Consider the following 24,736-nt stretch of genomic DNA (forward strand, 5'->3'; position numbering starts at 1 on the left):
GCTTTATATTGTGTTTTTAAAGAGAATTTTCAAGCTTTAATTGACTCACAGAAGGTATTTTGTTGTTTTGCTTTGATAAACACACTTAAACAAAAAAATAACATTAGTTAATTAGAATTTTTATAGCTAACTCTGTTAATATAACTTTGTAATTTATTTATGACAATCGCTTTTAAGTCCGTAACTTATGCCAAACATAATGCTGCTTAATTCATCTTCCACTCGATTTGGACCAAAACACTAAATTTTTATAAAGAAATATCTCAATAACCTAACATATCTCTTAATTAAAGAAAAAACTTAGGCTGTCAATTTTAATAAAAGTTCAGTCTTATGAGACAATTTTTTAGAAAAAAAACACCAACCTTCATAGTAGTCCATAAAAAATTGTTGACGCAGTTACTAATTCGATTAGAAATTATAATCTGACCGGACGTTATCTGGATTAAGACGCGATGGATAGGCTTAAGGACTATTTATTTAGTATGAATTGCATCAGTGCGGCTGTAGTCATTCATTAATGCTAATTATCCTGAGTTTTTAAAACAAGCTGGACTTTAATTATTTGAATAAATATCTGAATTAGTTTTTTCTAGAGTAAACACTTATATTCAGCTTTTTTACAAGGTATAGACTATTATCTACCCTATTCCAGTTATACTTTGGCGGCTGATGCTCTCAATGTTCTTTATAAACGGGTATTACAAGGGTTGCACAAAACCTATAACTCTTTGAGAGTTCCCATTAGCTTAACAATCAAGGAGGTCCAAATTATGAAAGAGATGGTCAAAACGATAGTGACTAATACTAGGGTTAAAGATATGTTATTCATCGATGAATTATCCGAGCACATAATTCTTAATCCTAGTTAAATTTTTGTTTAAGTCCGTTAAAAATTAGTGAGATTCTTAGAGGCAATCACTATCACTATTTCTCAGTCAACAGTAATTACTTCTCTAAATCAAAAAAGATTGTTAGGATGTAAACTTAGTGTAACTAAAATTATTCGAGAAGCACCCAGTTTGAACGTCAGGAACAATGAGTATAGGACCATCTATGGGAGTTAAACTGAAACTAATTGTGGCTGTCCCCTCGGTTACCCCCAAAGGGTCAACCGAGGTTATACGGAGTGTTTACCCTAACTATAAAGTTATAGTACTTAATGATGATTTCAATACCTTTGAGCATGTTGCTAACTGCTTAATGAAGTACATACCAAACATGACTGGTGATCACGCTTGGGAATTGACATACCAAGTACATGATGAGGGACAGGCAATTGTCTGGGTCGGTCCTCAAGAACCTGCTGAACTCTATCATCAGCAGTTACGGCGAGAAGGATTAACTATGGCTCCTTTAGAGGAAGCTTAAAATTATGCCTAAATCTAAAGGACGGCTGGTTTGGAATCATTCAACTCACCTTCAAGGACTAATTCCTATCCTTGAAAAGCTGATTAATTGCACTGGAATTGTTACGGTTACTCCTGGGGTAATCAGCTGTTCTAAAAGTCACTATCCTTATTTAAGATTGCGGATCTCTGTTCCCGTTCGTGGCGGTTATAAGGTGATTGCTAGACAAGGAAAAACAGTTCAAGAAATCTTTATCATTACAAAGTTAAGTCGTCAAGAGTTGGAAACTGCTATTAATACGGTTCTTAATTAGAGTTTAATAAAAAAAGTAACACCTCTCAGATAAGTCGGCGACATTAAGTTAACTAGTGTTCCATATGTAGATATGTCTAAATTTTTTCAAACTACTGAACTCCGACGAGTTCGATATCAACAATCAAATTTTAGACGAAGCCTACTATGGGATAATTGACATCAAACCTAATTTTAAAATCATTAATGTCAGTAACAATTGACGACTTGACTTTTCGTTTAACGAATTGGTAATTGTCGATTTACTACAATTACTAATTTCTTTTGATAAGAGCCATAGGCTCAACTCTAGGGCATAGTAACAGTTATTTTTTTACCCTGGCCTTATGCTAACAACTACTTTTTCAGGGCCGGTAATAATATTACCCTGATCTAGAGAAAATTATAAATTTTCACAGTTAACTGAAGAATTAAAACTCGAAAAATTTTATCTTATTTTATATTTATTTAATGTTATTATCACTACTCAGTTTATGACTGTCTATTACTACAGATAGTATATTTTTTATTTTAGAAAAAACTAAATTTTAAATAGTTAAACGTGAATTAATGAAACTATGTTTCATTATTTATCTGATTAATTTTAAATATGGTTGAATAAAATTAATATTTTTATATTAACTATATATACGTTAAAAATATAATTTATGTTACTTAGATTAGTTTAGTAATTTTGTTATTTAACTCTATTAAATTAAGTAATGAACTACAAGTTCATCTAAAAAAATAATCTATTTTTTAGATTATTTTAATTTAAGTTAAACTTATAAAATACGCGTATATACTAAGGTATTATCAAGAACAATTGCCGTATTTATGATTTTCTTTTTTTAAATAATAAATATCTCCACTTCTAAACTATTTGAGTCTGAGTTAAATTCGATAGTTTATGTTACTGTTATCGTCAATTCATATTCATCTTAAACGTCCTACTGGCTAACCAATAGTAAACTTAAACTTGATATTCTAATTATCTGGTAAAAATAGGATAATTATTCGCAATTTAATCCCTAGATAGAAGATATTTTTTTGGAAATTAACACTGTTTTTTTTTGAATTAAAACTGTAACGATTAAAGTGATTATTTTTTCTAACTTTATCTACCAAGACATATATCTATTTTTTTGAAAGAAACTATTATTTTTTTCGATAAATAGTTTTTCTCATAAATATATTGATATTTATTCAAGATTCAACATATTTGTATATCTAATGTTAGATTAGACGTATAGTACATATGCAAGTATAGTTTTTATATAACTTAATGATGCTTACTGATAAAACTAAATAGAAGCTGGATATCCATAGAGTAAATTGAATTACAGATAAAAATTATAAATAAAAATCAGTAACTGACTTTTATTTTAGAGATAAAGCTATCCTTGGTTATGAGAATCAGAATTCAGTTAGTCCTAAATTTGTTGAACAAAAAAGCCTAATCGCAACAAGCTCAACAAAGCACAGAATTTAGAAAGTAAGTATATCAACAATAGGATTATTTAGTTGTACAGGTAGAATTAATATATCATGCGGCGCATTAGACTACAAAGTAATTAACTTAGATGAGTTATGATTACATTTTTATGTAGCATATAAATTAATTAAGGAAATTTTTTGCATATCAGGGAAACATATCAATGTTTCTATCCTAGATAAGTTTATTGAATAATTGAAAGTCATGCTTCGCAGATGCTTAAATACGTTTGAGCGTGGGGAAAAACAAAAATGCACAGTTACGCCGGGGACGTAGTTGCTAAACTTTGCGGGTTCAATTTTTACCAATGATCTTCATCCTAATGAGTAAAGAGATCAAATAAGATGGTGAAAAGGTAGTTAATGAGTCAAGTGAACAGTGTTTACTCTGATTGTTTATAAGATGCCATAAGAAAATTTGGAGAAGTGGCGATCAAAAATCAGTATATGTAAGCAAGCTTTTTAGACCGTGGCGAAGTTGCATGAAGTATAAAGTGATTATATAAAAACAGCATCTGCTAAAAATGTAGATATAGAAAATAATTTTGACAAGATAGTTATTGATGACGTCTAGGCGGGAGTTTGTGACGTTGATACAAATCGAAATTATCTTAAAATTTAAGCAATAAATACCAAAATATCGACTTCTTAGTCTTGGCATTAGCTACAATATTATCGCCTCATTTGAAACTTCTTTTCTAGACGAGTAAGAACTAGTCATTCAGTTTACAGAAGGTGAGTTAGCAACAATTGAGGAGTTGTAAGTCGATATCAATCGATTAATCACTCATTATTTGTTTAACTAATTCTTCCGCTTCTTCTTTAGTTTGAATCGTCTTATCTAAAGTAGAACTCAATAAACTATCTAAAACAATTTTGTATTTAGGCCCTGGTTTATAACCCATTGCTTTTAAATCATTGCCATTTAATAGAGGCTGAATATTCGACCATTTTGTAATATATTCCCAAATTGTACGACGAATTTGTTTAGAAGAACGAACTGCTACTAAGATTAAATCAGGCAATCGATATGAATTAAATAGTCTAGTTATTTCGCTTATTAGATTAAGCTCTAGGAGCTTTTCTTTTATTTCAAGTTCAATTTTTGATAATGTCTTTAAGCGTTGAATACTCTCTTTGGGTAACTGAAAATTCAGAGCAATCTTACTAGACTCTACTATCTCTAACCGATTAATCAATACCTCTAAACGAAGTAACCAATGTTCTAAGTTATTTTTAGGATCGAGATATCTTAACCAGCGAGAAATATAGCGAATTTGCCACCATAATGTATCATCTAAAACCAACTTAGAATGTAAACATAGTAAAGCATCTAGATCAGCTAATAATTTTAAAGCTGATTTCCAATAATTAGCTTCTAAAATATATTTTAATTCTGTTTTTAATCTAGTTCTCAACGCAGGGACTGTATAATTTTTAATTATTAATTTTTCATAAATACCACTTTTAATAGCATTGCTGATAAAAGCTTTTGTTTGGGGCTCAATTTCAAATTCTAACCGCACTGCAAAGCGTACTGCACGATAAATTCTAGTCGGATCTTCAATGAAACTATTAGCATGAAGTACTCGAATTTGACGTAATTGCAAGTCTAACATTCCCCCAAAAAAGTCTAATAATTCCCCCTCCCTTGGGGACGTTAACCTAACCGCTAGAGCATTGATTGTAAAATCTCTGCGGTATAAATCTTGACGAATAGAACTCGCTTCAACTTTGGGGTTAGCTGCAGGATAAGGATAAAATTCCATTCTTGAAGTGGCAATATCTACCAATAAAGACCCTAATTGGGGATCTCTATGCCATAACAAAGCAGCTGTTTGGAATTCTCCATGTACTGATAGTCTAGCATTTGGGAAAGTTTTTCGTAGAGTTGAAGCTAATTCAACCCCAGCTCCCACGTCAGCGGAATGACGAAATCCATCGACGACTAGATCAATATCCTGTAGTAATAAAAATTCCTCTTCTTCTGATAAAAAAAAATCTCGAACTGCTCCACCAACTAAATATAAATGCCAGCCCCGTTTTTCTGCTTCTTTTGCAGCGAATTGCAAAAATTTCCAAATAGGAGAAGACAAACGCTGACTAATAGAAGGTAAAAAACAAGAATCTAAGGAAACTTGTTTACCATTTCTATTTTGTTTTTCTCTTCGAGTTTGATAAATTTGCCGTAATAAATCGGTTCGCGTAACAATTCCTAATAATTTATCGTTTTCAACAACAGGTAATCTTCCCACATCATTAGTTATCATCATTGATTCAATTTCAGATAGTACAGTATCAGGCGTAATGGTTTTAAGATGCTGTGCCATATGTCCTTTAACTGGGGCGTGACTAAGTCCATGATGGAAGGCTAAATCAAGATCTCGACGAGAAATAATGCCCACCAAGCGATCACTTTCATCTACGACGGATAATCCCGAATGACCATAGCGAAATAAGACTTTTTGCGCTTGTTCTATAGTAGTTTCTGGGCGAATTGTCCTAACAGGAGAAGACATTAAATCTCTAGCGGTTAGAGGGTAGGGGATTTTGGCAATAAATTCTTGCAATAACTTATCTAAAGTGCTTTTAGGTTCTACCTCTAGTAACATTAGAGAAGCAGCTTGTTTATGTCCTCCTCCTCCATAAACTTGAAATAGTTGACCAAGATTTATTCCCTCAATCCTGGTGCGGCCAATAACCGTTAGGTGCCCCTTTTTGTAAGGTTTGTTATTACGACGCTTATCATAAAAGTGACCTAATAATAAAGCATCACTGTCGGTTAATTTAATTAATTGTTCAGCTAAATTAGATAACCCAGGAATAAAAGTTTCTGTTGTTAATAAAACTGAAGCAATAGCGTAACCATTAATGTCAGTTTTTTCAAAATTTTCTAACGCTTCTTGTAATAATTGTTGTAGTTTTGGAGACAAACCAAGATTGCAATATTTAGCAATAGTTTTTACATTTGCTCCTCTTTCCATTAACCAAGCTAGGGCATAGGCATCACGGGAAGTAGATTGGGAAAAAGTAAGAGAACCCGTATCGACATGAATCCCCAAAGCCATCACCGTTGCTTCGATAGGGTTGGGATAAACGTTTTCTCGTTGCATTCTTTCCACTATCAGGGTTGTAGTCGCCCCGACAGGTTCAATTTCAGTGAATGTAGCGGGAATGTCTGAATTTGAAGTAGTGTTGAGATGGTGATCATAGATTTCAATAGTTTTAATGTGAGGCAAATCAAACCAGGAGGATACTGTTCCTAGACGATCGCATTTTTGACTATCTACTACCATTAGAGTACAAATTTGTTTAGGATTAACACTACGTAGTTCAATTAGGGCGAATTCATCTCGGTAAATGGCTAAAAAATCTCTAACTGCTGGATGTGCGCCCCCGGTAAGGACAATTCGACTATCCGTTTTAAGGCAAGAAAGTCCTACGGCTGCTCCTAGTGCGTCAAAATCTACGGTTTGATGGCATAAAATTAAATCCATAGTTGGCTTAAACGTGTTTATATTTGTGAATATAAATTCAAAGATAATCTATCTTTAACCTCAATTGTTGAAATATAATCCATAACGTAAATATTTATTGATAAAATTCTTTACTATTAAACAATTGAAGTCAGCAATCAGTTTAATTAATTATCTTATTTCTCAATTTGTAGAGACACAACAATTAGCTTGACTCAACTTAACTGTTAAATAGCTAATAATCTAGTTTTTCTAGACCAATAGTGATGTATACCAAATCAGTAGCTAATTTTTTATAAAACTTTTATCAACGCTGTATTCTGCGACTCACTCTTTCTTCTAATTAAAATCATAAAAATCGATTGATTAACTTTTATAAAAGTTAATTTTAGATAAGTATTTTACATGTAAAAATTAACTCTTTATAAAAGAAGACAAGAAAGGTCCTATCATCAATTTTTTAAAAAATTGATGATAGATGTAATATCTATCCACTAGTTCTATTGATGAGAAAAAAATATAATTATATTTATTTTTTACAAGAAAATACAATGTCGACTAATTCCCCTTTAGCTCTTTAGTATATAAAGCGTTTATAGTTTTATTTTATTGGTTAGATTTTGATATTTTGTAAATATAAATAATCGGCTCATAACCTATTGGAATGTCTAAATAGTTTTAATCTATAAAGTTGGGAAATTAAAATATTATAATCATTATTGATCTACTATGTATATCTGTATAAAATTCTGATACTCCAGTTCCAACGAGAACTATAGCCACTAACGCTGAATTAACAAGATCACCAATTGAACAAATATTATTTTAAAATAAATGCTATGAGTCTTTTCCCCAAATAGACAAACAATGACAGAATTTAAAATTGACAATACATTTATCATATATGATAAATGTATTTTATAATGACATTTTGTCACGCTAGGGTATTAGCGCCCGAACTATATCTGTGTAATTTGACTTGTCAACAAAAAACTTCCTGAAAAAATCCCAGAACAGCTCGTGTAAAAATCCTTAAAGTGTAAAGCAAGACTTGACCAATAACGATATAGTGAACATCAGAACAATTTTTCGTTAGGCTACCTCGGTGACACAGGTTTCATTTCGTTCTAGACAACGTCAGCATCTTCTCTCATCTTCATTGTTGAAATGTTTCAAGGATTCAATAATGACTGTCCTGAGCCAAAAAAGATGGCGTAAAAGGGGATTATGGTTAATGGGGTCAACCGGTCTAACCTTTATGGTCGCTTGGGATTGGAAACTAGTACTAGCCACCACCACAGGTGTTCTTGTAATGGTACTAATATACCAAATTCAAGGGGGTAATTGGCAACGTCGATGGTCATACTACCGTGAATTTCTCAAAGGGTTTTCAGGTAAATTAATCCTAGCAGTGAGTAGTGGAGGTTTAGGGGCTATAGTAGCCTACATTGCTGCATCTGTCTGGGCTAATGCAGAGAACCGTTGGTTAGCTATAGGATGTATTACACAGGGTATAGGAACCCTATTTAGCCTTGGACTATTGCTCTGGCAAATTGTTCAAGTTAGAGAAAAAAGTTATGAAAATCAATTTAATCAATGGATATTAGATTTAACCAGTGCTGATCCTCTTAAACGATTAATTGCTGTTCAAAGTCTGGCAAATTTTTTGAAGAAACAGTGGTTTAACCCTCATTACCACCAGCAGCTTAGAGATTATTTTGAATTAATGTTAACTAAAGAAACAGAATCATTAGTCCGTCAAGGAATTTTAGAAGGATTAGCAACGTGCAACGAGCAACAAGTACCTAATTTAAGCAAAGACACAAAAATTAGTCTGAAGCAAGAACTTAAGATTCACGAGTTATAATTTTATGTCAAGATTCAATGATAGAAATTAGTATTATTATTCCTGTATTAAATGAAGAAACTGTCATTGTAAAAACTTTGAACAATCTGCAGAAAGATGAAGCTATTGAGGTAATTATTGTTGATGGTGGAAGTCAAGATAATACCGTTCAATTAGTGCGGAATATGGGGGTAAAAATAATAAAGTCTACTCAAGCTAATCGATCACTACAAATGAATCAAGGAGCCTTATTGGCAACAGGAAATATTCTTTTATTTCTTCATGCAGATACTATATTGCCCCAAGGATATGATCAGCTGATACTTAATAGTTTTTTAAATTCAAAAATTGTTGGGGGAGCTTTTAGATTAAAAATCGATCTTTCCCTATTTTCACTCCGTTTAATTGAAATTTTAGTTAACTGGCGATCACAATTTTGTTCGATTCCTTATGGTGATCAAGGAATTTTCGTTAAGACCTCAGTATTTCGAGAAATAGGAGGGTTTACAAACTTTCCAATTATGGAAGATTTCGAGTTTATACAAAGGCTCAAAAAAAGAGGAAAAATCATTATTTTGTCAGCTAAAGTAGTGACTTCTGGCCGTCGTTGGCAAAAATTAGGAGTAATTAAAACAACGCTCATTAATCAACTGATTATTCTAGGATACTATCTAGGAATTCCTCCGAAGAAATTAGCGCAATGGTATCGTGGAAAATAACATATATATATATCTAAATAGTATTTATAATAAGAAATTTTTTTAAAATTAACTGGCAGAAAATAGAAACTCTAAAAATCCATCATGTTGCTATTGTTCCTTATAACTATAAAAAGACAGAATATTTTTATGCCAAAGTACTTAACTTTTTTTAAAAATAAAAATTTTAGAGAATAAAAGAGTATTCTAAGCTAGATGTGAGGGCAAGAAAATCAAGATACGAGTGGACTTTTTTTGTCTTGCTTCTGGGATTAGTAGCCCAAAAGATTCCGGACTAAGACATATTGCTTTTAAAATCTAAAGTCTATAAAAAGTTATCGCTAATTGGGATTTTCCCAAAAATTTAGATTAAAAGAGTTAAAATTTACAAATTAACAAATTTAAACCGCAGTTTATTCAAAAATATGTGAGTTGTTTGTTAGGATTTATAAAAAAAATACACAAAAAAGTAGATATCCAATGCTCATATACCTCAACTACGGCAGTAATTAATTAAGAATTAAGAAATAAATTATGAGACTTTTAATTGATCATTTTTAGCATAATCAATAGTATAGTGTGACGCCAAAAGTATCAGAAAAACATTTTATTCAAAAATCTTCTCAGCTTCGTAATTAGGTGATATCAGATGAAAATATAGGGATATATAGAAAAGACGGTTTTAAAACAGGACCTGGATGTTCTCATTCATATGTTCTCTATACTTGTCTACAAGCCCATTTTAATCTTAATTTTTTAGGCTTTTAATAGCCTAAAAAATATGATTTCTATTTCTGTCGTTCATTAGTTTATGGGAGGAGTTGATTGCAAGGTTCAAGAAGAAGAAAGGAGAATTCCTGATTTCATCAATGGTGTTCGATATTTATATAAAGTTTATACTAATGCTAATTATAACTATACACTAAGGATGATAGTTCTCGTTCTTTGGGGTAAGACAACTGACACAATTATTTTAAATAAATCCTCAGTAATAATTTGGATATTAAATAGTGTTTTTGATAAACTTAGAGCAAACCCCAAGTATTATTATTCAGTAAAATTAAAAGAAGAAAGAGAATAAATAGACGCGATCAATGACCAAATTTATAATAGCGTCGATAATGAGGTTTATAAATCGTGATTGTAAACGACGCAACAATCTCAAGAATAAAGTGTTATTTACCTATTTAAAACCTTAGATTCTTTAAAAAAAAAATTATCTAATTCTTAACATCTAGTTAGACTCTCAATTAACTGAAGCAGACTAACAATTATTTACAACTTCATTCAGCTTTGATCCGATATATGTCAGTTTTTTAAACTATAAAAAATGTCGTTTTTTTGAAAAGAAGAACTTATAAAGATAAGTACGGCAACTATATCAATTTTCTCATGTAACTGAAACAATTTATTTTAAACACGTTAAAACTTTTTTTTATAAGAGTAATAAAAAATTAATCCTACAGAATTGTATCCATTTAACCTAAGATTCATGGAATTTTTAAGATTAATTTTACTCAATCCCATGGAATAAATTATAGACTTATTTCTCTGACAATCTCAACATCATAAACAATTTACAGAACAATCAAGTGAGGGAAACTAAAAACAGCTACCCCTATCGCCCAGTACAATAACAATTCTTAACTTCCTCGTGTCTACCTAACTAGAATTAACCTTTCCAGTTTCGAGCAACGATTTCAGCTAAGTCTACAACCCGTTGAGAATAACCCCACTCATTGTCATACCAAGCAAAGACTTTAACCATGTCGCCACCAATTACCATTGTTAAGCTAGAATCAACGACAGAAGAATAGTCAGTTCCACGATAGTCACAGGAAACTAAAGGTAAGTCGTTGTATAAAATAATACCCTTCATAGAACTCTGAGAAGCTTCTCTTAGCACATCATTCACTTGTTCGGCAATGGTGCTTTTTTTCACCTGTATAACTAAGTCCACAACAGAAACGTTAGGAGTAGGAACTCGCATCGCAACTCCATTAAGTTTCCCTTTCATCTCAGGAATGACCAAAGCAACTGCTTTAGCTGCCCCTGTGAACGTAGGAACAATATTAACGGCGGCAGCTCGCGCTCGACGTAAATCACGGTGACTAGCATCAAGAATGCGTTGATCTCCCGTGTAACTGTGGGTGGTGGTCATAGTACCTTTGATGATGCCAAAATTGTCATTCATAACCTTTACCACGGGAGCTAAACAGTTGGTGGTACAACTGGCATTACTGATCACATTATGTTTATCATGATCATAGTCTTGATGATTAACCCCAACCACGTAGGTTCCTACGTTACTACCCTTACCAGGAGCAGTAATCAAAACTTTTTTAGCCCCTGCTACTAAGTGCTTAGTAGCACTTTCTTCAGTAAGAAAAACTCCAGTAGATTCGATAATCAAATCAACTCTCCACTCAGCCCAAGGTAAATTTAGGGGGTTGCGGTCAGAAACACATTTGATCGTTTTTTCGTTAACGGTGAGGGAGTTTTCATAAACTTGAATATCTGCGTCTAACTTACCTAATATCGAATCATATTTAAGTAAATGGGCATTAGTTTTAGGATCAGAGATATCGTTGATTCCAACCAATTCTAGCTGACTATCTCTCCGTCCCAACCAGCATCGCAGAAAGTTACGTCCAATACGCCCGAACCCGTTGATGGCTACTCTAATCACTGTATTTTTCCTTCTGTGCTTAAGCTCGATACATTAAATTTTTATTAATGACCCCAATCATACCGTAAAGCCTTAAAAATTCGATCCTTAAATTACATTTTTTTTCACTAGACAAATTTAGTCATGAGCAGTAAGCTTCCAAGATAATAATGGCAAAATATAGAACAAATCTAATTTTAAATCCTTTTCAGCTACCCTGATTCAGGTAAAAAACAGTACCAAATATCGCAATTAATAAAAATGCCATTAATGACCAAGTGGTCAGTTTTTGATATCATAGCCCTTAATTAATAAGCAACGACCTTTTACTGTAATCGTGCGGTGTGTCAGGAGATGTAACGGTGAAAACGGTTGATTTTAGTGGACGGCCTTTCCATTTCATCGGAATCGGCGGGATAGGGATGTCGGCTTTAGCTTATATTCTAGCTAAGCGTCAGATTCCCGTCTCTGGTTCTGATTTACGATCGAGTAATATTACAAAAAGATTGCAAGAAGTTGGAGCGCATATTTTTAGTCGTCAAGAAGCGACTAACCTAGAACTCTTTTATTCTAGCGACGGACAGCTTACTGAACCTGTCCTACCTTTAGGCAATAATTTGACAACATCTTTGGTTAATGAAAATGGACATGATCACGAATTGGGTCCGAAAGGAATTTTAACTGAACAGTTACCCCAAGTTATATTTTCAACAGCAATTGCTCAAGATAATTCAGAATATCGGGCCGCCCAGGAAAGGGGATGTCCAATTTTCCACCGTTCTGATGTCTTAGCCGCCTTAATTAAGGATTATCAAAGTATTGCGGTGGCTGGAACTCATGGGAAAACCACTACTAGCAGTCTTTTAGGTTACGTGCTGCTCAAAGCAGGACTCGATCCAACTATCATCATTGGAGGAGAAGTAGATGCTTGGAAAGGTAACGCTCACTTTGGTTCTGGCAAATACTTAGTAGCTGAAGCCGATGAGTCCGATGGCTCTTTAGTAAAACATTTTCCCAGTATCGGAATTGTCACCAATATTGAACTTGATCATCCCGATCACTACAAAAGTCTAGAAGATGTAGTCAAAACCTTCCAAATTTTTGAAACTCAATGTGAGACATTAGTAGGATGTGTTGACTGTGAAACAGTGAGAACACAGCTAAACCCCACCATTACCTATAGCCTTGATCTTCATCAAAAAGCAGATTACATCGTTAAAGAAATTACTTATAGTCTTGAGAACACGAAGTTTGAGGTCTGGGAAAGAGGACAGTTTTTGGGACAAATGTGTCTGACCATTCCGGGAAAACATAATGTTAGTAATGCTTTAGCTACTGTAGCTGTAGGACGCAAATTGGGACTAGAGTTTAAGATCATTGCTGAGGCATTAGCTACCTTTAGGGGAGCAAAACGGCGTTTTGAATATCGGGGTCAAACTCATGGCATTACGTTTATTGATGATTACGCTCATCATCCTAGCGAAATCCGAGCCACCCTCTCAGCAGCTCGTTCTAAAGTTGAGCAAAACTCTCGTGTGGTTGCTGTTTTTCAACCCCATCGTTATAGTCGTACTGCTACATTTTTAGAAGAATTTACCACTTCTTTTCAAGATGCAGATTTCATTGTTATAACCGATATTTATAGTGCAGGGGAAGCTAATGTTGCTAACATCACAAGTCAAGACTTAGCTAATAAGATTGAACGTCATCATTGTAAGGTAATTTATCAACCCTCTTTAGAAGCTTTAATTGAATCTCTTCCTAAACTTTTGCGACCTGGAGACTTAGTTTTGTTTTTAGGTGCTGGGAATCTTAATCAAATTATTCCTCAGGTAATCGCTAGTTTTTGAAACATCCTATCAGTTTTATGATTTCAAGTTTTTTTTGAGATTTAGTCTTGACTCCATTTTTTAGACTCTTATGTCTGGAAACAATTTAGATGATTTTCAGTTCACCGTTTTCAATTGACCTCCCATTAAACTAGCAAACTAATGATTAAAGCTTTATCTTCTCCGATCCGACTGTCAGCAGTCAATTGTCATATTTTCCCTAATTTTTCTCTAGCTAATCAAACTTCCTATCGTGTAGGAGGCGAAGCTCAATGGTATGTGGCTCCCCGTACTTGGGAAGCTCTACAGGCCACCTTTGAATGGTTTCAAAAGCAAGATATTCCTCTGATGCTGTTGGGGGCAGGTTCTAATCTTTTGATTAGCGATCACGGAATCGATGGCTTGGTGCTGAGCACCCGCTATCTACGTTATCGTAACTTTGACCCCGAAACAGGGTGTGTTACCGTAGCAGCTGGTGATCCTGTGGCTAAAATCGCTTGGCAAGCTGCTAGACGGGGTTGGCGTGGCTTAGAATGGGCGGTAGGTATTCCAGGGACCGTTGGGGGAGCAGTAGTAATGAATGCGGGAGCTCATCGTCAATGTGCTGCTGATTGTTTGGTCAGTGCAGTGGTGGTGTCTCCTGATGGCATAGTAGAAACTCTGACCTCCAAAGACCTTAACTATAGTTACCGCACCTCTTCCTTACAAGGGGCTAAAAAACTTGTTTTAGAAGCCACCTTTCAATTAGAGATGGGATTCAGTCGTCAAGAAGTCATGGCAACCACCCAACACAATCTCCAACAGCGCAAAAGTTCTCAACCTTATGATAAACCTAGTTGTGGAAGTGTGTTTCGTAATCCCACTTCTCATGCTGCGGGATGGTTAATTGAACAATTAGGCTTAAAAGGATATCGTATTGGTAACGCAGAAATTTCCCATCGTCATGCTAATTTTATCCTTAACTGTGGTCAGGCTAAAGCACAGGATATTTTTCGCCTGATTTATCATGCTCAAGAACAAGTAGAAGCTCGTTGGTCTTTATTACTGGAACCAGAAGTCAAAATATTAGGTGAGTTTTCTGCCTCCTAAGACTATCGCAAACACCACAGGAATACTAAGATTAACTAATGGGATTCCCCATTAGGCTCTAGCTCATTATCATTAGAATCAATACTCTTAAAAGATATGACAAAAGGACAAGGATTTGGATTCGGATTAGGCAAAATTAGAGAATTACAAGAAGCTTTCCAAAAAGCACAACAAGTTCAAGTTGGAGCGCAAGAACTTCAAAAGCAATTGGAGGAAATGGAAATTGAGGGAGCTTGTGGGGGGGAATTGGTTAAAGTTGTCATGAGTGGCAACCAAGAGCCTCTTTGCGTTGAAATTACCCCAGACGCGATGGAGAAAGGAGCTGATAGCCTTTCTCAATTAGTTACTGAGGCAATGAAGGATGCTTATGCTAAGTCTGCCGAGATGATGCGGACTAAGATGGAAGAACTTACCAGTGGTTTAAATCTTCCAGGAATGTAGTTCTTAATAGCTTACAGTTTATATAAATTCGTCCGAGCAATCGCTATTTCCTAATGGTGATTGCTCTTGTTTAATTCATTGGATTGGTTGGAAGTCATTGAGAAGTACACAATACACTGTTTAGGTAGTTACTATCGGAAGTTGGAAAAAAGGAAGAAACAATAACTACAATACTCTAAGATAATTATGAAGTCACAAATCATATCGCTATAAAAAGAGTATTTAACTAAAAATTAGTAAGTATTAAAAATAGTTTTTAAAAGCTGAATTAAGCATAGATAAGTTACTAGATAACAACCAAAGTCATCCACTTTCTATAAGTAACAATTTTAATCAGATTAACTAGGTTTATCTTGGAAAGAGTGGTAAATTCAAATGTTATAGAAATTACTGACAAGCATCAATATAAAACTATTTTAGATTTTATATAATCTATAAAATCAGCATTTACTTTTCTAAAGTGTCTGCTTACCAGATTTTAGGTTATTTCTATCTTGGAATAGCTCCCATTCTTTATGAGAGTTACAAAACAAGAAATCAGGAAAATGGGAAAAACGCACGGCAATATTTTAAATACTCTATTTCCTGAGATAAAACAGCGAGAATATAAAAGTATTATCTTATCTCAAGAGTTTAGAGTGAAATATTGTTTCTTATTAACTAATAAGAAGTGATCACTAAAAAGTATAGCTCTTCTAGCCTAAGTAAACTAAATTAGAGGTTAATCACTTACAAAACCCTTATTCTAAAGGTATTCTATAACTCCAAAGACTTGTACTTTTATGGAGATTAAGTTTTTGGAATTTTAGGAAACTTGTTTGGTAATATTTTTAGCTTTTATTTATTATGATTTTGTTCTAGTTAGGCTAGAAAAGTCAAAAGTATTCTAATAGTAAATCAGTATCTTTCTGGTAGTCTGTTTTAGATGATCTTTAGTTAGCTAGAAATATGGACTCTTTAAAAAGAAGAAAATCGTCTTGACCAAGATCACATTTATAAAATGTTGCTTGAACGGCTTCTGTTAGATCTGTATCTGTATTTTATGCCTAGACCACTTTTAATTATTTTCTTGATTTTTGTTGATAAATTTTGCTATTGTTATCTGTATAGACTTACTATAAGTTTTTTTTGTATTTTCTATTTACTTTTTATTTAGGATAATTTTTATCTTCTTATTAAGTTTTTAGTTTATAAATATTTTCGACTAAATTTATTTGCATTACAATATTAGTTTAGTTTAGATAAAAATTAATTAAAAAACAGCAAAGAACAGCTTTTTTAGTGTATTTAGTTGGAATTCTGAAGCTGATCTTGTGACTCGTGCTCATGGAGCCTAAAAGATAGAAATCAAACGAACTCAGTAGGAGTTAACTCTGTTGAAAACAACTGCTCTTTGAGACGATTCTATCAATGCTATTGTCAATATCTTCGCTTAAAAGACTATTAGACTCTTAAACTGTTTGTGTTTAATAGGAGAGCTTTCTGTACTTAGAAAAGTCTATGAGGTGTTGCTATTAGTAGTGTTTTTATACTTTAATATTAGTTAAATTTAATAACTAATTATGTTGCATTCACTCTTAAAACTTTACTTTAATTAATAAAAAAATAATTAAATTTAATTATTTTTTTATTAATTAAATTTTAAAAAATGAAAGAAAATTGGCTTAAATTCAAACTTATTATTTTAATATAAACTTTTATTATAAATAATATTTTTTATTCATCTAAAACTGCTTGACTTGTATGGAAATATTTTTCCCTAGAAGTAGAACTATAACAAACTATTGCTTTAGTAAGTCCACTGAAGCAGAAATATTAACTTTTTTAAAAAATATGATTGAATTTATTCGACTTAATATTAGTCCGATTTAACTTAATTATTAAGAGCTTATTTAGGTTTATTTACAAAGTTATTGCGTTTTTTATCGTTCATATTTTGGGAAAAAATTATATTCGAAATTACTATCGAGACAAAATAATTTATAGTACAAAATAAATCAATAAAACTTAATCATGGAAATTGTCAGTCAATACTCATGCTTTTTAATTTATTAAACAGTCCTTCAAGGCACTAATAGAACCAATCGCGTCTAATTATTTAGAAAACAACAATAAAAACTAACAATTATCTGTTTTTTTGCATTAATTCCGCATGTTTTCACTCGATTTTAAAACATCTTCTCTTGACTCAGAAGCTAAATTTCTAACTTAAAAAGCATTATAGATGTTCAATATATAAAGGAACTATATCTGTTCTTATTCACCGCTTGTCTGTTATTTATCAAGCAAACTGAATTTTTTTTTAGAAAAAAGAAAAAGTATCGGAAGTGAAAACTATCGTCAGCTTCTCACTTAAGATGACCTTTTAGCTCGACTACATGGTTTTCCAGAAAAGTATAGCTAGTTAATAAATTGTGAAACGACAGCTTAATTTTTACTGAATTCTAGCTATCTGTTAATAGAGTTGAGAGCTGCTCATAAAATTAGCTTGATTAAACATAAACGAACACAACAAATAGATAGTAATAGAAACAAAAGACTTTAGCCTGGGTCAAGAATGAAACTTTCAATGTGTTACTAGTATAAAATGATGATAATTTTTTCTAAAAAAAATAAAAATACTTAAAATTTTATAATTACTAGTAGGTTTTCATCCATTATCTAAGTAGTTCTCTTTATGTAAAAATAAGTATTTCTTGATTTAAGTGTAGAATTTTATTATTACCAAAATAATTATAGCAGCGTTAAAAAAACTAATGTTATTAACAAAATTATTTGGTTTTAAAAAAAGCCTATAAATATTCGATTTTTTAAAATAAAAACCGAACCCTTAATTATGACTAATCTAGACTGGGAGACAGAATATGCTGCTAAATTGTTAACTTATACGTAGACTAGTTGCGTTTTAGTAATCTACAATATTAACTTCTAGGTATTATTTTAGCTACATGTTTTTTAAAAAAAAGTAATTTTATTCATAACCTCAAATAACTGGTTTTTACTTTTAAAAAATGACAGATATATTGCGAAATCTCGTAGTTATTTTAAACAATTTAGCCATCATTTTTGACTTTATAAAGCGGATTATAAATTAGTATTTGAGCCGAAGTAGCTTATCACAAAGAGATAAAATACTAAAAAACAGCTCGGTGAAAAATATTTACAAACTAAAGAAACTTTATATGTGAAACCTGACGTAGCAGACAAGTTTTACCCTCATTACATAATATAATTTTTTGACGAAAAACTATATGGTAGTATAGCAAAAGATCATGAGATTACTGCAGGGTGAACAGTGTATCAACCTACAAGGTTTTGTAACCTTATCAAGGTTTCAATCACATACATCGTGCTATAGAACTTTTTAAAAAAGATCTAAAAGATCTAATGGAAAAAATGTTTTTAACATTTTTCTTACCTTCAATAAAAAGATAATATGTTCTAATTTAGAATTAAGTTCGGAAGGGTAAGGACTCTCGGCTAATTTCGCTTTTATATCGGCATATTCTCCGGCTGTTAAAGGTTTTCCGTCAATAGGTGATCGCCCTTCGGTCACAATTTCTGTCCGCAAAATTTCTTCAGGTATATCTTCAGGGGGAGGCAAAGCTACTGCTAAATTTGACTCTAAAAATAACCCAATAATATTGACAAAAATTGACCATTTTAATAAATGAAAATTCATATAAAGTTTTCTATTTAATTCAACCCTGCTGGTAGTTTTTCTCCACATATTTCATGGATTATAATTATCTTTTCAAACAACCAGGGATAGTTCTGACGATACTCAGGAATTAACCCTAAAGGACTCAATAAAGCTGAAGCTGTCAAATCAGCAACACTTAAGCAATTACCTACTAAATAAGGTTGATACTGCCAGTACGATAACACATTCATGGCATTTTTTAACCTTTCTGAGGCTAATTTTACGGTAGCAGGGATAATATTATATTGATTACGGACAATATTAATTACCATTTGACTAAATAAGGAAGGATCAATGGATTTTCCTTCTCCTGCACGAAAATGATAGTAAATAAAACGAGTAGCGGTTCCAATGCTCTCATCTAACCAGTCTTCTAACAACAAAGCTTGGTTTTGTTCATTGACATTAGGTAACATTAATGGAGGATAATTTTGATAGGTTTCGAGGTATTGAAAGATTCTAGTTGAGTCAGCAATCGCTCGAGGTTCTCCTACTTTTTGAGGTAATAAAACTGGAACTTTCGTCAACCCTGTTAGAGGTCTTAATTTCAGTACATGTAAGCCTGGTGTTAGGTTTTTAACTTGATAAGGAATTTTTTTAAACCCTAATGCTAATCTAGCTTTGCGGCAATAATGAGAGGTACTAAATTGTAACAATAACATAGGTTAATTAGTAATCAATGTTAAACATAAAAATTAACTCGAGACAACAACTTGATTCCACAAAAAATAAATATCTCAAAATGAACTAAATATCTCAAAAAGAAAACAATCTTAATTTTTTTAGCTTGACCTTTTATATCTCAAAAACACTTTATTTGCGATACCTTATCATAACATTTTTTAAAAAACTGTTATTTCTGACACAATTTACTAATTTAAATAATAGAATTGTGACTATAGAGACATAGAAAATGTCTTTTTTTAAAAAAACTATTATTTATCTTTAATTATTAAAATCTTGGAAAGAAGCATATAACCTTTATTTTGAAAATTTGTGAGAATTAATAGTTACTTTTAGAGTTTAAGTTAATCAGAACCCTAGACTAGATATAGTACTGTGCTACTTATCCTAAGCATAAAATTTAGTCAAATATCAACTAAGTTATCTGCATTTTAATACAAATATTTTTTTAGGAAAAAGTTACTTAATTAAGTTATAAAAGTTAAAAATAATAGTTGTAAAGTCATAGTTTTAAAAAAACTATGACTTTACTTATTGTAAGATTCTGCTATATTATTTATTCTCTACATTAATTTTCAATAAATATGTCTTGAGTTTATTCGATTACAATTCTAGTTTAAAAATCATCAATCCTAACTGTTTTAATTTTTGTAGGTAATTTGTAGTTTATTTATGCTGGTAATGATATAAAGTTTCGCTTTATGTAATTTTTTAAAAAAGACAGATTTTCAGTTAATCAAGAGTTTAAAACAAGCTATATGAGTAGCAACGATAGGACTGAGGGCTAATTAATCTTCGATCATTTTATAGCTGGTTTGACAACAGTTACATCTAGTTGATACCGTATATCTTTTTTCAGTGAAGGAAAGGACAATAGGTTTATAAGTTAATGACAGAGTTTTACTTTAGACGGCTAATTACCATTTGGTTCCTTCTCAGAAGTTTGTAGTTTAATTTCGAGCAAAATTAAAAGTGATCGTTTGCCTGAGAAGATAAGAATCAAGTCCAGATACTATACTAAAATAGTAAATTGACTCAATTCTGGTTAAGGTTCTATGGACTGTTTTAGTCATGTTAACCATAAAATTAATTATGGCTCTATTAAACTTAGGATAACGAAAATATGCTGACTATTAACAGAGCTTTATTTATAAAAGTTTTAATGACAAACAAACTGTTATAAATAAAAACAATTTCTAAATATTTTTTTTAAGATTTTAATTTTTAAAAAACTCAATAATGGGTTCAACATAACCGTGATTATTTAAAAACTAACTCAAGGCTTCAACCTCTTTTTGATTAAAAAGTTATGTACCACTTCAGCAACTGTTCCTTGTTTATCATCTACCTGATAATTTAATTGCTGCATTGCTGAGGTGGAAATCTGTCCAGCTAATTGTTGAATTACTGTTCTTATTTGGGGATATTGTTGGAAGGTTTCTTTATTGAAAACAGGAATTGCTTCATAAGGAGGAAAATAATTTTTATCATCCTCTAAGATCGTTAATTTTAAAATAGGGATTGAGCCATCGGTAGAATTCCCAGCGACTAAATCCACTTTTTTATTAGCTAAAATACGATATAGTAAACCTAGATCAACAGCGTTAGGAGGAAGGTTAAAATTTAAGTTATAAGTTTTAGCTAATCCTGGATAACCATCTTCTCTGGCTAAAAATTCATGACCAAAACCAGCTTGCCATTGAGGCGTATATTTACTAACTTCTGAAATAGTTTTTACATTATATTTCTCGGCATCTTGTTGACGGATTAAAATAGCGTAGGTATTTTTAAATCCTAAAGAGGGCATAACTTCTAAGTTAAATTTTTCATTATAAGCTGCTTTAACTCGTTGATATACTTGTTTAGGATTACTAATCGGTCTTTGATTAAGAATTGCTGTAAAAGCAGTTCCACTATATTCGACGTAGCCATCAATTTGTCGATTTTTAACTGCTTCATGACAGATAAAAGTTCCTCCTAAATTAAATTTGCGTTCCACGTGAAGATTAGTTTTTATCTCGATATTTTGAGCTAGAAATTCTCCTAGAATTATACTTTCTGTAAAGTTTTTAGAGCCAATTACTATTGTTTCATTTCCCTGACTTTCTAAAAATAACTGCTTGTAAATTATTCCAAATAAACTTAATAAAATTCCTACCACGATTCCCCAGATAATTAAAATACTTTTTTTAGATTTAGATCGTGGTTTTTCATACTGAATCAAGGATTTTTCTAACGAACTAATTCCCCAATCAGCCACTAAAGCAATCAAGGCCGCTGGAATTGCCCCTAATAAAATTAATTGATTATTAAGCGTTGAAATTCCTCGGAAAATAAACACTCCTAAGCCTCCCCCACCAATGGCAGCGGCAATAGTGGCAATACCAATACAAATTACCATAGAGACTCTTACTCCCGCTAGTATCATACTTACAGCGAGTGGAATTTCAATCAATAACAATATCTGTTGATCTGTCATACCCATTGCTTTTCCTGCTTCTCTCACTCCCTTATCAACTTTTATCATCCCAATATAAGTATTTCGAATAATAGGCAGTAAAGCATAAAGAATTAAGGCAAAAATAGCAGGTTTTTTACCGATTCCTCCTATCACAGGAACGGTAATCAAAAAGCCAAACATGGCAAGACTAGGGACTGTTTGAACAGCATTTACGATAAAAAAAATAGAATTCGCTAATTTGGGATATCGGGTTATCAAAATTCCGAGAGGAATACCTATAAAAATCGCTATACCCATAGAAATGAGAACTAGAATTAAATGTTCTCCAATTCGTTGAGGAAGTTCTGAACTAAAAGAAATTAAGAAAAAATCAGTCATTATAAATGGGTAAGTAGTTGGACACGATTTAAAGTTGACGGGAAAAAGAAAATAAGAAAGAAATGAGTTTATCCCATTAGTTTGGGATAAACTCATTGGGGAAATATTTAGATCAAGAAACTTCGGAGTTAAAATTGATATTTTTTCTAGTTCCATAAGCTCTCCTTTTAATCAACTCTGATATATCATTAATACTTTCTATTATTTTCTGAGCTGTTCCTTGTACAAAATGGACAAAAATTTCTTAAGTCTAATGAATAATATTTTATATCTTTTTGAGCATAAAAAACAACTATAATGCTATGATTAACTGATTTTTATATTCTTAATAATCAACCTTAATGTTTTCCAAAAAATACTTTCATTTTTTCTTTTAATTGATTAAAAAAAAATGAAATTTTACATGCTTTATTTAATAAAAATAGAAATTTTTATTAAATTTTTAAAATTCTGAATAAGACATATTTCCTGTTATTTTGCATAAATATTTTTAACCTTTGTATTTTTACAAAAATTAACTTCCAATGTAAGAGTTTTTTGATGATCTAGTTAAGCATGAACTGACTTTTTTATATAAAATATATTTACTACTACTTCAGTCTGTGGTACTAATTTATTCAGAATATTATCTATAGGATTTTACAAAACTTATATTAACTTCTTTAATAACTTCTTTAATTTTTGGAAAAACCTCTTTTATTTCTTATCCTTTAAGCACAAACACAGTAATTTTATCAACTACTAACTGTTTCAATGTCTGAGGGTGTCCTCTATATAACTATTTATTAATATCTAACTTTAAGCATCATTTATTGTCCACTTACTTTATTTATTTAAACCATATTCTTAGCTTCACTATTAATTTTTTAAAAAACTTTTCTGTGAATTCATCTGGATATTAATTATATTTAATTTAACTAGAGTTAATCTCGATATAGACAGCTCTTTTCATCAAAGAAAAATCTATAATAGTCAATTTATTATTTTATGAATAACACTCTAACAATAGAGAGTTCGGTTCAAGGATATTGATACCTAACTGTTTAGTAAAACTTAAATTAAAATTTATAATAGTTATTTAAAATTTTAATTTATACTTCTTTATTTCGATTCTTCGTTAATAGAATTAGAAGGCTGATCGTCAGAAATAGCACGAGTACAAGCCCAGTTACTTGGAAGGGAAGATGGCCACCCCATACGAATCGCTTCTGGACAAATCGTCATTACTGTAAGTTGACAGTCTATTAACTGAAACTCTTGTTTTTCACATTGTTTTAAGCTGTGTTTTAGGATAGACTCGTTTTTAAATTCAATAGTTTTATTACACTGAATGCACACCATATGATGGTGATGGTTAGGAAAAGGATGGTTAAGTTCATAATGTTTATGACCTTCAGCTAGTTCTAATTCTCGTAGAATTCCCATGCGAGACATCAATTTAATGCTGCGATAAATCGTTGACAAGCTAATCCCTTCTTTTCTTTTTTCAAGGAGCTCGTAGAGTTCTTCAGCACTTAAATGATTTCCTCTGGGAAGATTTTGGAAGACATGAAGAATTTTTTCCCGTTGGGCAGTTAAACGCCAACCTCTGGCGTTTAACTCGGCCTTTAGGGATATAGGGGTGTAGGGAGGCATAATCAATCACTCTTAAATAACGTTCTCTAATTCACAATCATAATCTTTTGTAACCCTAATTAGCAATAATTCTAACTTATTACCACTTTTTATTTAAAAAGTGGTAATAACAGAAAAAATTAAAAATTAAAATTAAAATTTTATTGCTAATGTGCCAGTTTAGTTACTTGCTGATTTATTTAAATTTTCTTTTTAAAGAAAACTATTATAGGCATGGAGTCCATGTTCACTGAGTTAACTCTCTTAAGTTCAACTTATAATGATATTTTTGAACCCACGAATTTTCTGAATAAAATTTAAAATTAGCTAACTGAACAATTAAGTGTAAAACAACTAATTGAGGCTAACTCGACTAGTTAAATAAAGATTTTTTGCATACTTATCAAGCCCTTCTATTAGAACGAATTTTGTGGACGGACTGTCTGTATATTAAATCCAATTAAAATTGGACCTAATTTCTAAGGCAAAAAAAATATGAAGTTTATTTAGATTTCTTTAATAAAAAAGATTAAAATGGCTACAATGGTATTTTAAATCTAAATTGACTCAAAAAAATAACGAATAAGACTATTAATATGTTAGTAATTACACCAATAATTTCTACCTAACCAATGGTAAGTAAGTAACTCTTAATAAACCTTCATAAAGTTAGTTGTTTTACCTCTTTACATTAAGTAATATAAATTTTGTTTA

General features: G+C 31.8%; 14 protein-coding genes and 1 pseudogene. 9 read left to right on the forward strand and 6 right to left on the reverse strand.

Going from position 1 to position 24,736, the window contains the following annotated elements:
* Window positions 1-620: 620 nt before the first annotated feature.
* From P3F56_RS08500 to P3F56_RS08510, 3 genes and pseudogenes are all read left to right on the forward strand, one after another.
* A pseudogene (locus P3F56_RS08500) lies at window positions 621-872 on the forward strand (allophycocyanin subunit beta); the annotation flags it as partial.
* A gap of 184 nt (window positions 873-1,056) precedes the next feature.
* Window positions 1,057-1,371 carry an ATP-dependent Clp protease adapter ClpS gene (clpS, locus tag P3F56_RS08505; protein WP_405054789.1) on the forward strand — a complete coding sequence of 105 codons (315 nt, stop codon included), beginning with the start codon at window positions 1,057-1,059 and terminating at the stop codon, window positions 1,369-1,371.
* A gap of 4 nt (window positions 1,372-1,375) precedes the next feature.
* Window positions 1,376-1,663, forward strand: a complete 288-nt coding sequence (locus P3F56_RS08510; RefSeq protein ID WP_281152442.1) for a DUF2103 domain-containing protein — start codon at window positions 1,376-1,378, stop codon at window positions 1,661-1,663.
* Between the two features lie 2,251 nt (window positions 1,664-3,914).
* Here P3F56_RS08510 and P3F56_RS08515 read toward each other — a convergent pair.
* Window positions 3,915-6,632, reverse strand: a complete 2,718-nt coding sequence (locus P3F56_RS08515) for a CBS domain-containing protein (RefSeq protein WP_281152443.1) — start codon at window positions 6,630-6,632, stop codon at window positions 3,915-3,917.
* Between the two features lie 1,165 nt (window positions 6,633-7,797).
* Between P3F56_RS08515 and P3F56_RS08520 the strand changes: the two genes are divergently transcribed.
* The 3 genes from P3F56_RS08520 to P3F56_RS08530 all read left to right on the forward strand — a co-directional run bounded on the left by P3F56_RS08520 (window position 7,798) and on the right by P3F56_RS08530 (window position 10,236).
* Window positions 7,798-8,478, forward strand: coding sequence for a hypothetical protein (locus P3F56_RS08520; RefSeq protein ID WP_281152444.1), 681 nt, complete (start codon window positions 7,798-7,800; stop codon window positions 8,476-8,478).
* A gap of 17 nt (window positions 8,479-8,495) precedes the next feature.
* Complete coding sequence (locus P3F56_RS08525) at window positions 8,496-9,176, forward strand: TIGR04283 family arsenosugar biosynthesis glycosyltransferase (RefSeq protein ID WP_281152445.1); 681 nt, start codon at window positions 8,496-8,498, stop codon at window positions 9,174-9,176.
* A gap of 790 nt (window positions 9,177-9,966) precedes the next feature.
* Window positions 9,967-10,236 (forward strand): hypothetical protein, encoded by a 270-nt coding sequence (locus tag P3F56_RS08530; protein ID WP_281152446.1) that lies wholly within the window; start codon window positions 9,967-9,969, stop codon window positions 10,234-10,236.
* Window positions 10,237-10,827: 591 nt separating this feature from the next.
* On the opposite strand, the gene P3F56_RS08535 is transcribed toward P3F56_RS08530, so the two are convergent.
* Window positions 10,828-11,844, reverse strand: coding sequence for a type I glyceraldehyde-3-phosphate dehydrogenase (locus P3F56_RS08535; RefSeq protein ID WP_281152447.1), 1,017 nt, complete (start codon window positions 11,842-11,844; stop codon window positions 10,828-10,830).
* 401 nt (window positions 11,845-12,245) lie between these two features.
* Between P3F56_RS08535 and murC the strand changes: the two genes are divergently transcribed.
* The 3 genes from murC (at window position 12,246) to P3F56_RS08550 (ending at window position 15,182) form a co-directional block, all read left to right on the forward strand.
* On the forward strand, window positions 12,246-13,673 hold the full coding sequence (gene murC / locus P3F56_RS08540; RefSeq protein ID WP_405054790.1) for a UDP-N-acetylmuramate--L-alanine ligase: 1,428 nt from the start codon (window positions 12,246-12,248) through the stop codon (window positions 13,671-13,673).
* Window positions 13,674-13,814: 141 nt separating this feature from the next.
* Window positions 13,815-14,741, forward strand: coding sequence for a UDP-N-acetylmuramate dehydrogenase (gene murB / locus P3F56_RS08545; RefSeq protein ID WP_281152449.1), 927 nt, complete (start codon window positions 13,815-13,817; stop codon window positions 14,739-14,741).
* Window positions 14,742-14,837: 96 nt separating this feature from the next.
* Window positions 14,838-15,182: a YbaB/EbfC family nucleoid-associated protein gene (locus P3F56_RS08550; protein WP_281152450.1), complete on the forward strand. Its 345-nt coding sequence runs from the start codon at window positions 14,838-14,840 to the stop codon at window positions 15,180-15,182.
* Between the two features lie 3,364 nt (window positions 15,183-18,546).
* On the opposite strand, the gene P3F56_RS08555 is transcribed toward P3F56_RS08550, so the two are convergent.
* From P3F56_RS08555 to P3F56_RS08570, 4 genes are all read right to left on the reverse strand, one after another.
* Complete coding sequence (locus P3F56_RS08555) at window positions 18,547-18,864, reverse strand: hypothetical protein (protein ID WP_281152451.1); 318 nt, start codon at window positions 18,862-18,864, stop codon at window positions 18,547-18,549.
* 14 nt (window positions 18,865-18,878) lie between these two features.
* Window positions 18,879-19,547, reverse strand: coding sequence for a glutathione S-transferase family protein (locus tag P3F56_RS08560; RefSeq protein WP_281152452.1), 669 nt, complete (start codon window positions 19,545-19,547; stop codon window positions 18,879-18,881).
* A 1,298-nt stretch (window positions 19,548-20,845) separates the two neighbouring features.
* The gene (locus tag P3F56_RS08565; protein WP_281152453.1) at window positions 20,846-22,408 is read right to left on the reverse strand and encodes a glycine betaine ABC transporter substrate-binding protein; all 1,563 of its coding nucleotides are present in this window, start codon (window positions 22,406-22,408) and stop codon (window positions 20,846-20,848) included.
* Between the two features lie 1,101 nt (window positions 22,409-23,509).
* Entirely contained in the window at window positions 23,510-24,043 is a 534-nt protein-coding gene (locus P3F56_RS08570; RefSeq protein WP_281152454.1) for a transcriptional repressor, read from the reverse strand.
* Window positions 24,044-24,736: the final 693 nt, after the last annotated feature.

This window comes from cyanobacterium endosymbiont of Epithemia clementina EcSB (assembly GCF_029919255.1).
GTDB lineage: Bacteria > Cyanobacteriota > Cyanobacteriia > Cyanobacteriales > Microcystaceae > Rippkaea.

Bases quoted from the DNA above. Each gene is read 5' to 3' on its own strand.
- clpS (WP_405054789.1), top strand. From the start codon at position 1,057: ATGGGAGTTAAACTGAAACTAATTGTGGCTGTCCCCTCGGTTACCCCC.
- P3F56_RS08510 (WP_281152442.1), top strand. From the start codon at position 1,376: ATGCCTAAATCTAAAGGACGGCTGGTTTGGAATCATTCAACTCACCTT.
- P3F56_RS08515 (WP_281152443.1), bottom strand. From the start codon at position 6,632: ATGGATTTAATTTTATGCCATCAAACCGTAGATTTTGACGCACTAGGA.
- P3F56_RS08520 (WP_281152444.1), top strand. From the start codon at position 7,798: ATGACTGTCCTGAGCCAAAAAAGATGGCGTAAAAGGGGATTATGGTTA.
- P3F56_RS08525 (WP_281152445.1), top strand. From the start codon at position 8,496: ATGATAGAAATTAGTATTATTATTCCTGTATTAAATGAAGAAACTGTC.
- P3F56_RS08530 (WP_281152446.1), top strand. From the start codon at position 9,967: ATGGGAGGAGTTGATTGCAAGGTTCAAGAAGAAGAAAGGAGAATTCCT.
- murC (WP_405054790.1), top strand. From the start codon at position 12,246: ATGTCGGCTTTAGCTTATATTCTAGCTAAGCGTCAGATTCCCGTCTCT.
- murB (WP_281152449.1), top strand. From the start codon at position 13,815: ATGATTAAAGCTTTATCTTCTCCGATCCGACTGTCAGCAGTCAATTGT.
- P3F56_RS08550 (WP_281152450.1), top strand. From the start codon at position 14,838: ATGACAAAAGGACAAGGATTTGGATTCGGATTAGGCAAAATTAGAGAA.
- P3F56_RS08555 (WP_281152451.1), bottom strand. From the start codon at position 18,864: ATGAATTTTCATTTATTAAAATGGTCAATTTTTGTCAATATTATTGGG.
- P3F56_RS08560 (WP_281152452.1), bottom strand. From the start codon at position 19,547: ATGTTATTGTTACAATTTAGTACCTCTCATTATTGCCGCAAAGCTAGA.
- P3F56_RS08565 (WP_281152453.1), bottom strand. From the start codon at position 22,408: ATGACTGATTTTTTCTTAATTTCTTTTAGTTCAGAACTTCCTCAACGA.
- P3F56_RS08570 (WP_281152454.1), bottom strand. From the start codon at position 24,043: ATGCCTCCCTACACCCCTATATCCCTAAAGGCCGAGTTAAACGCCAGA.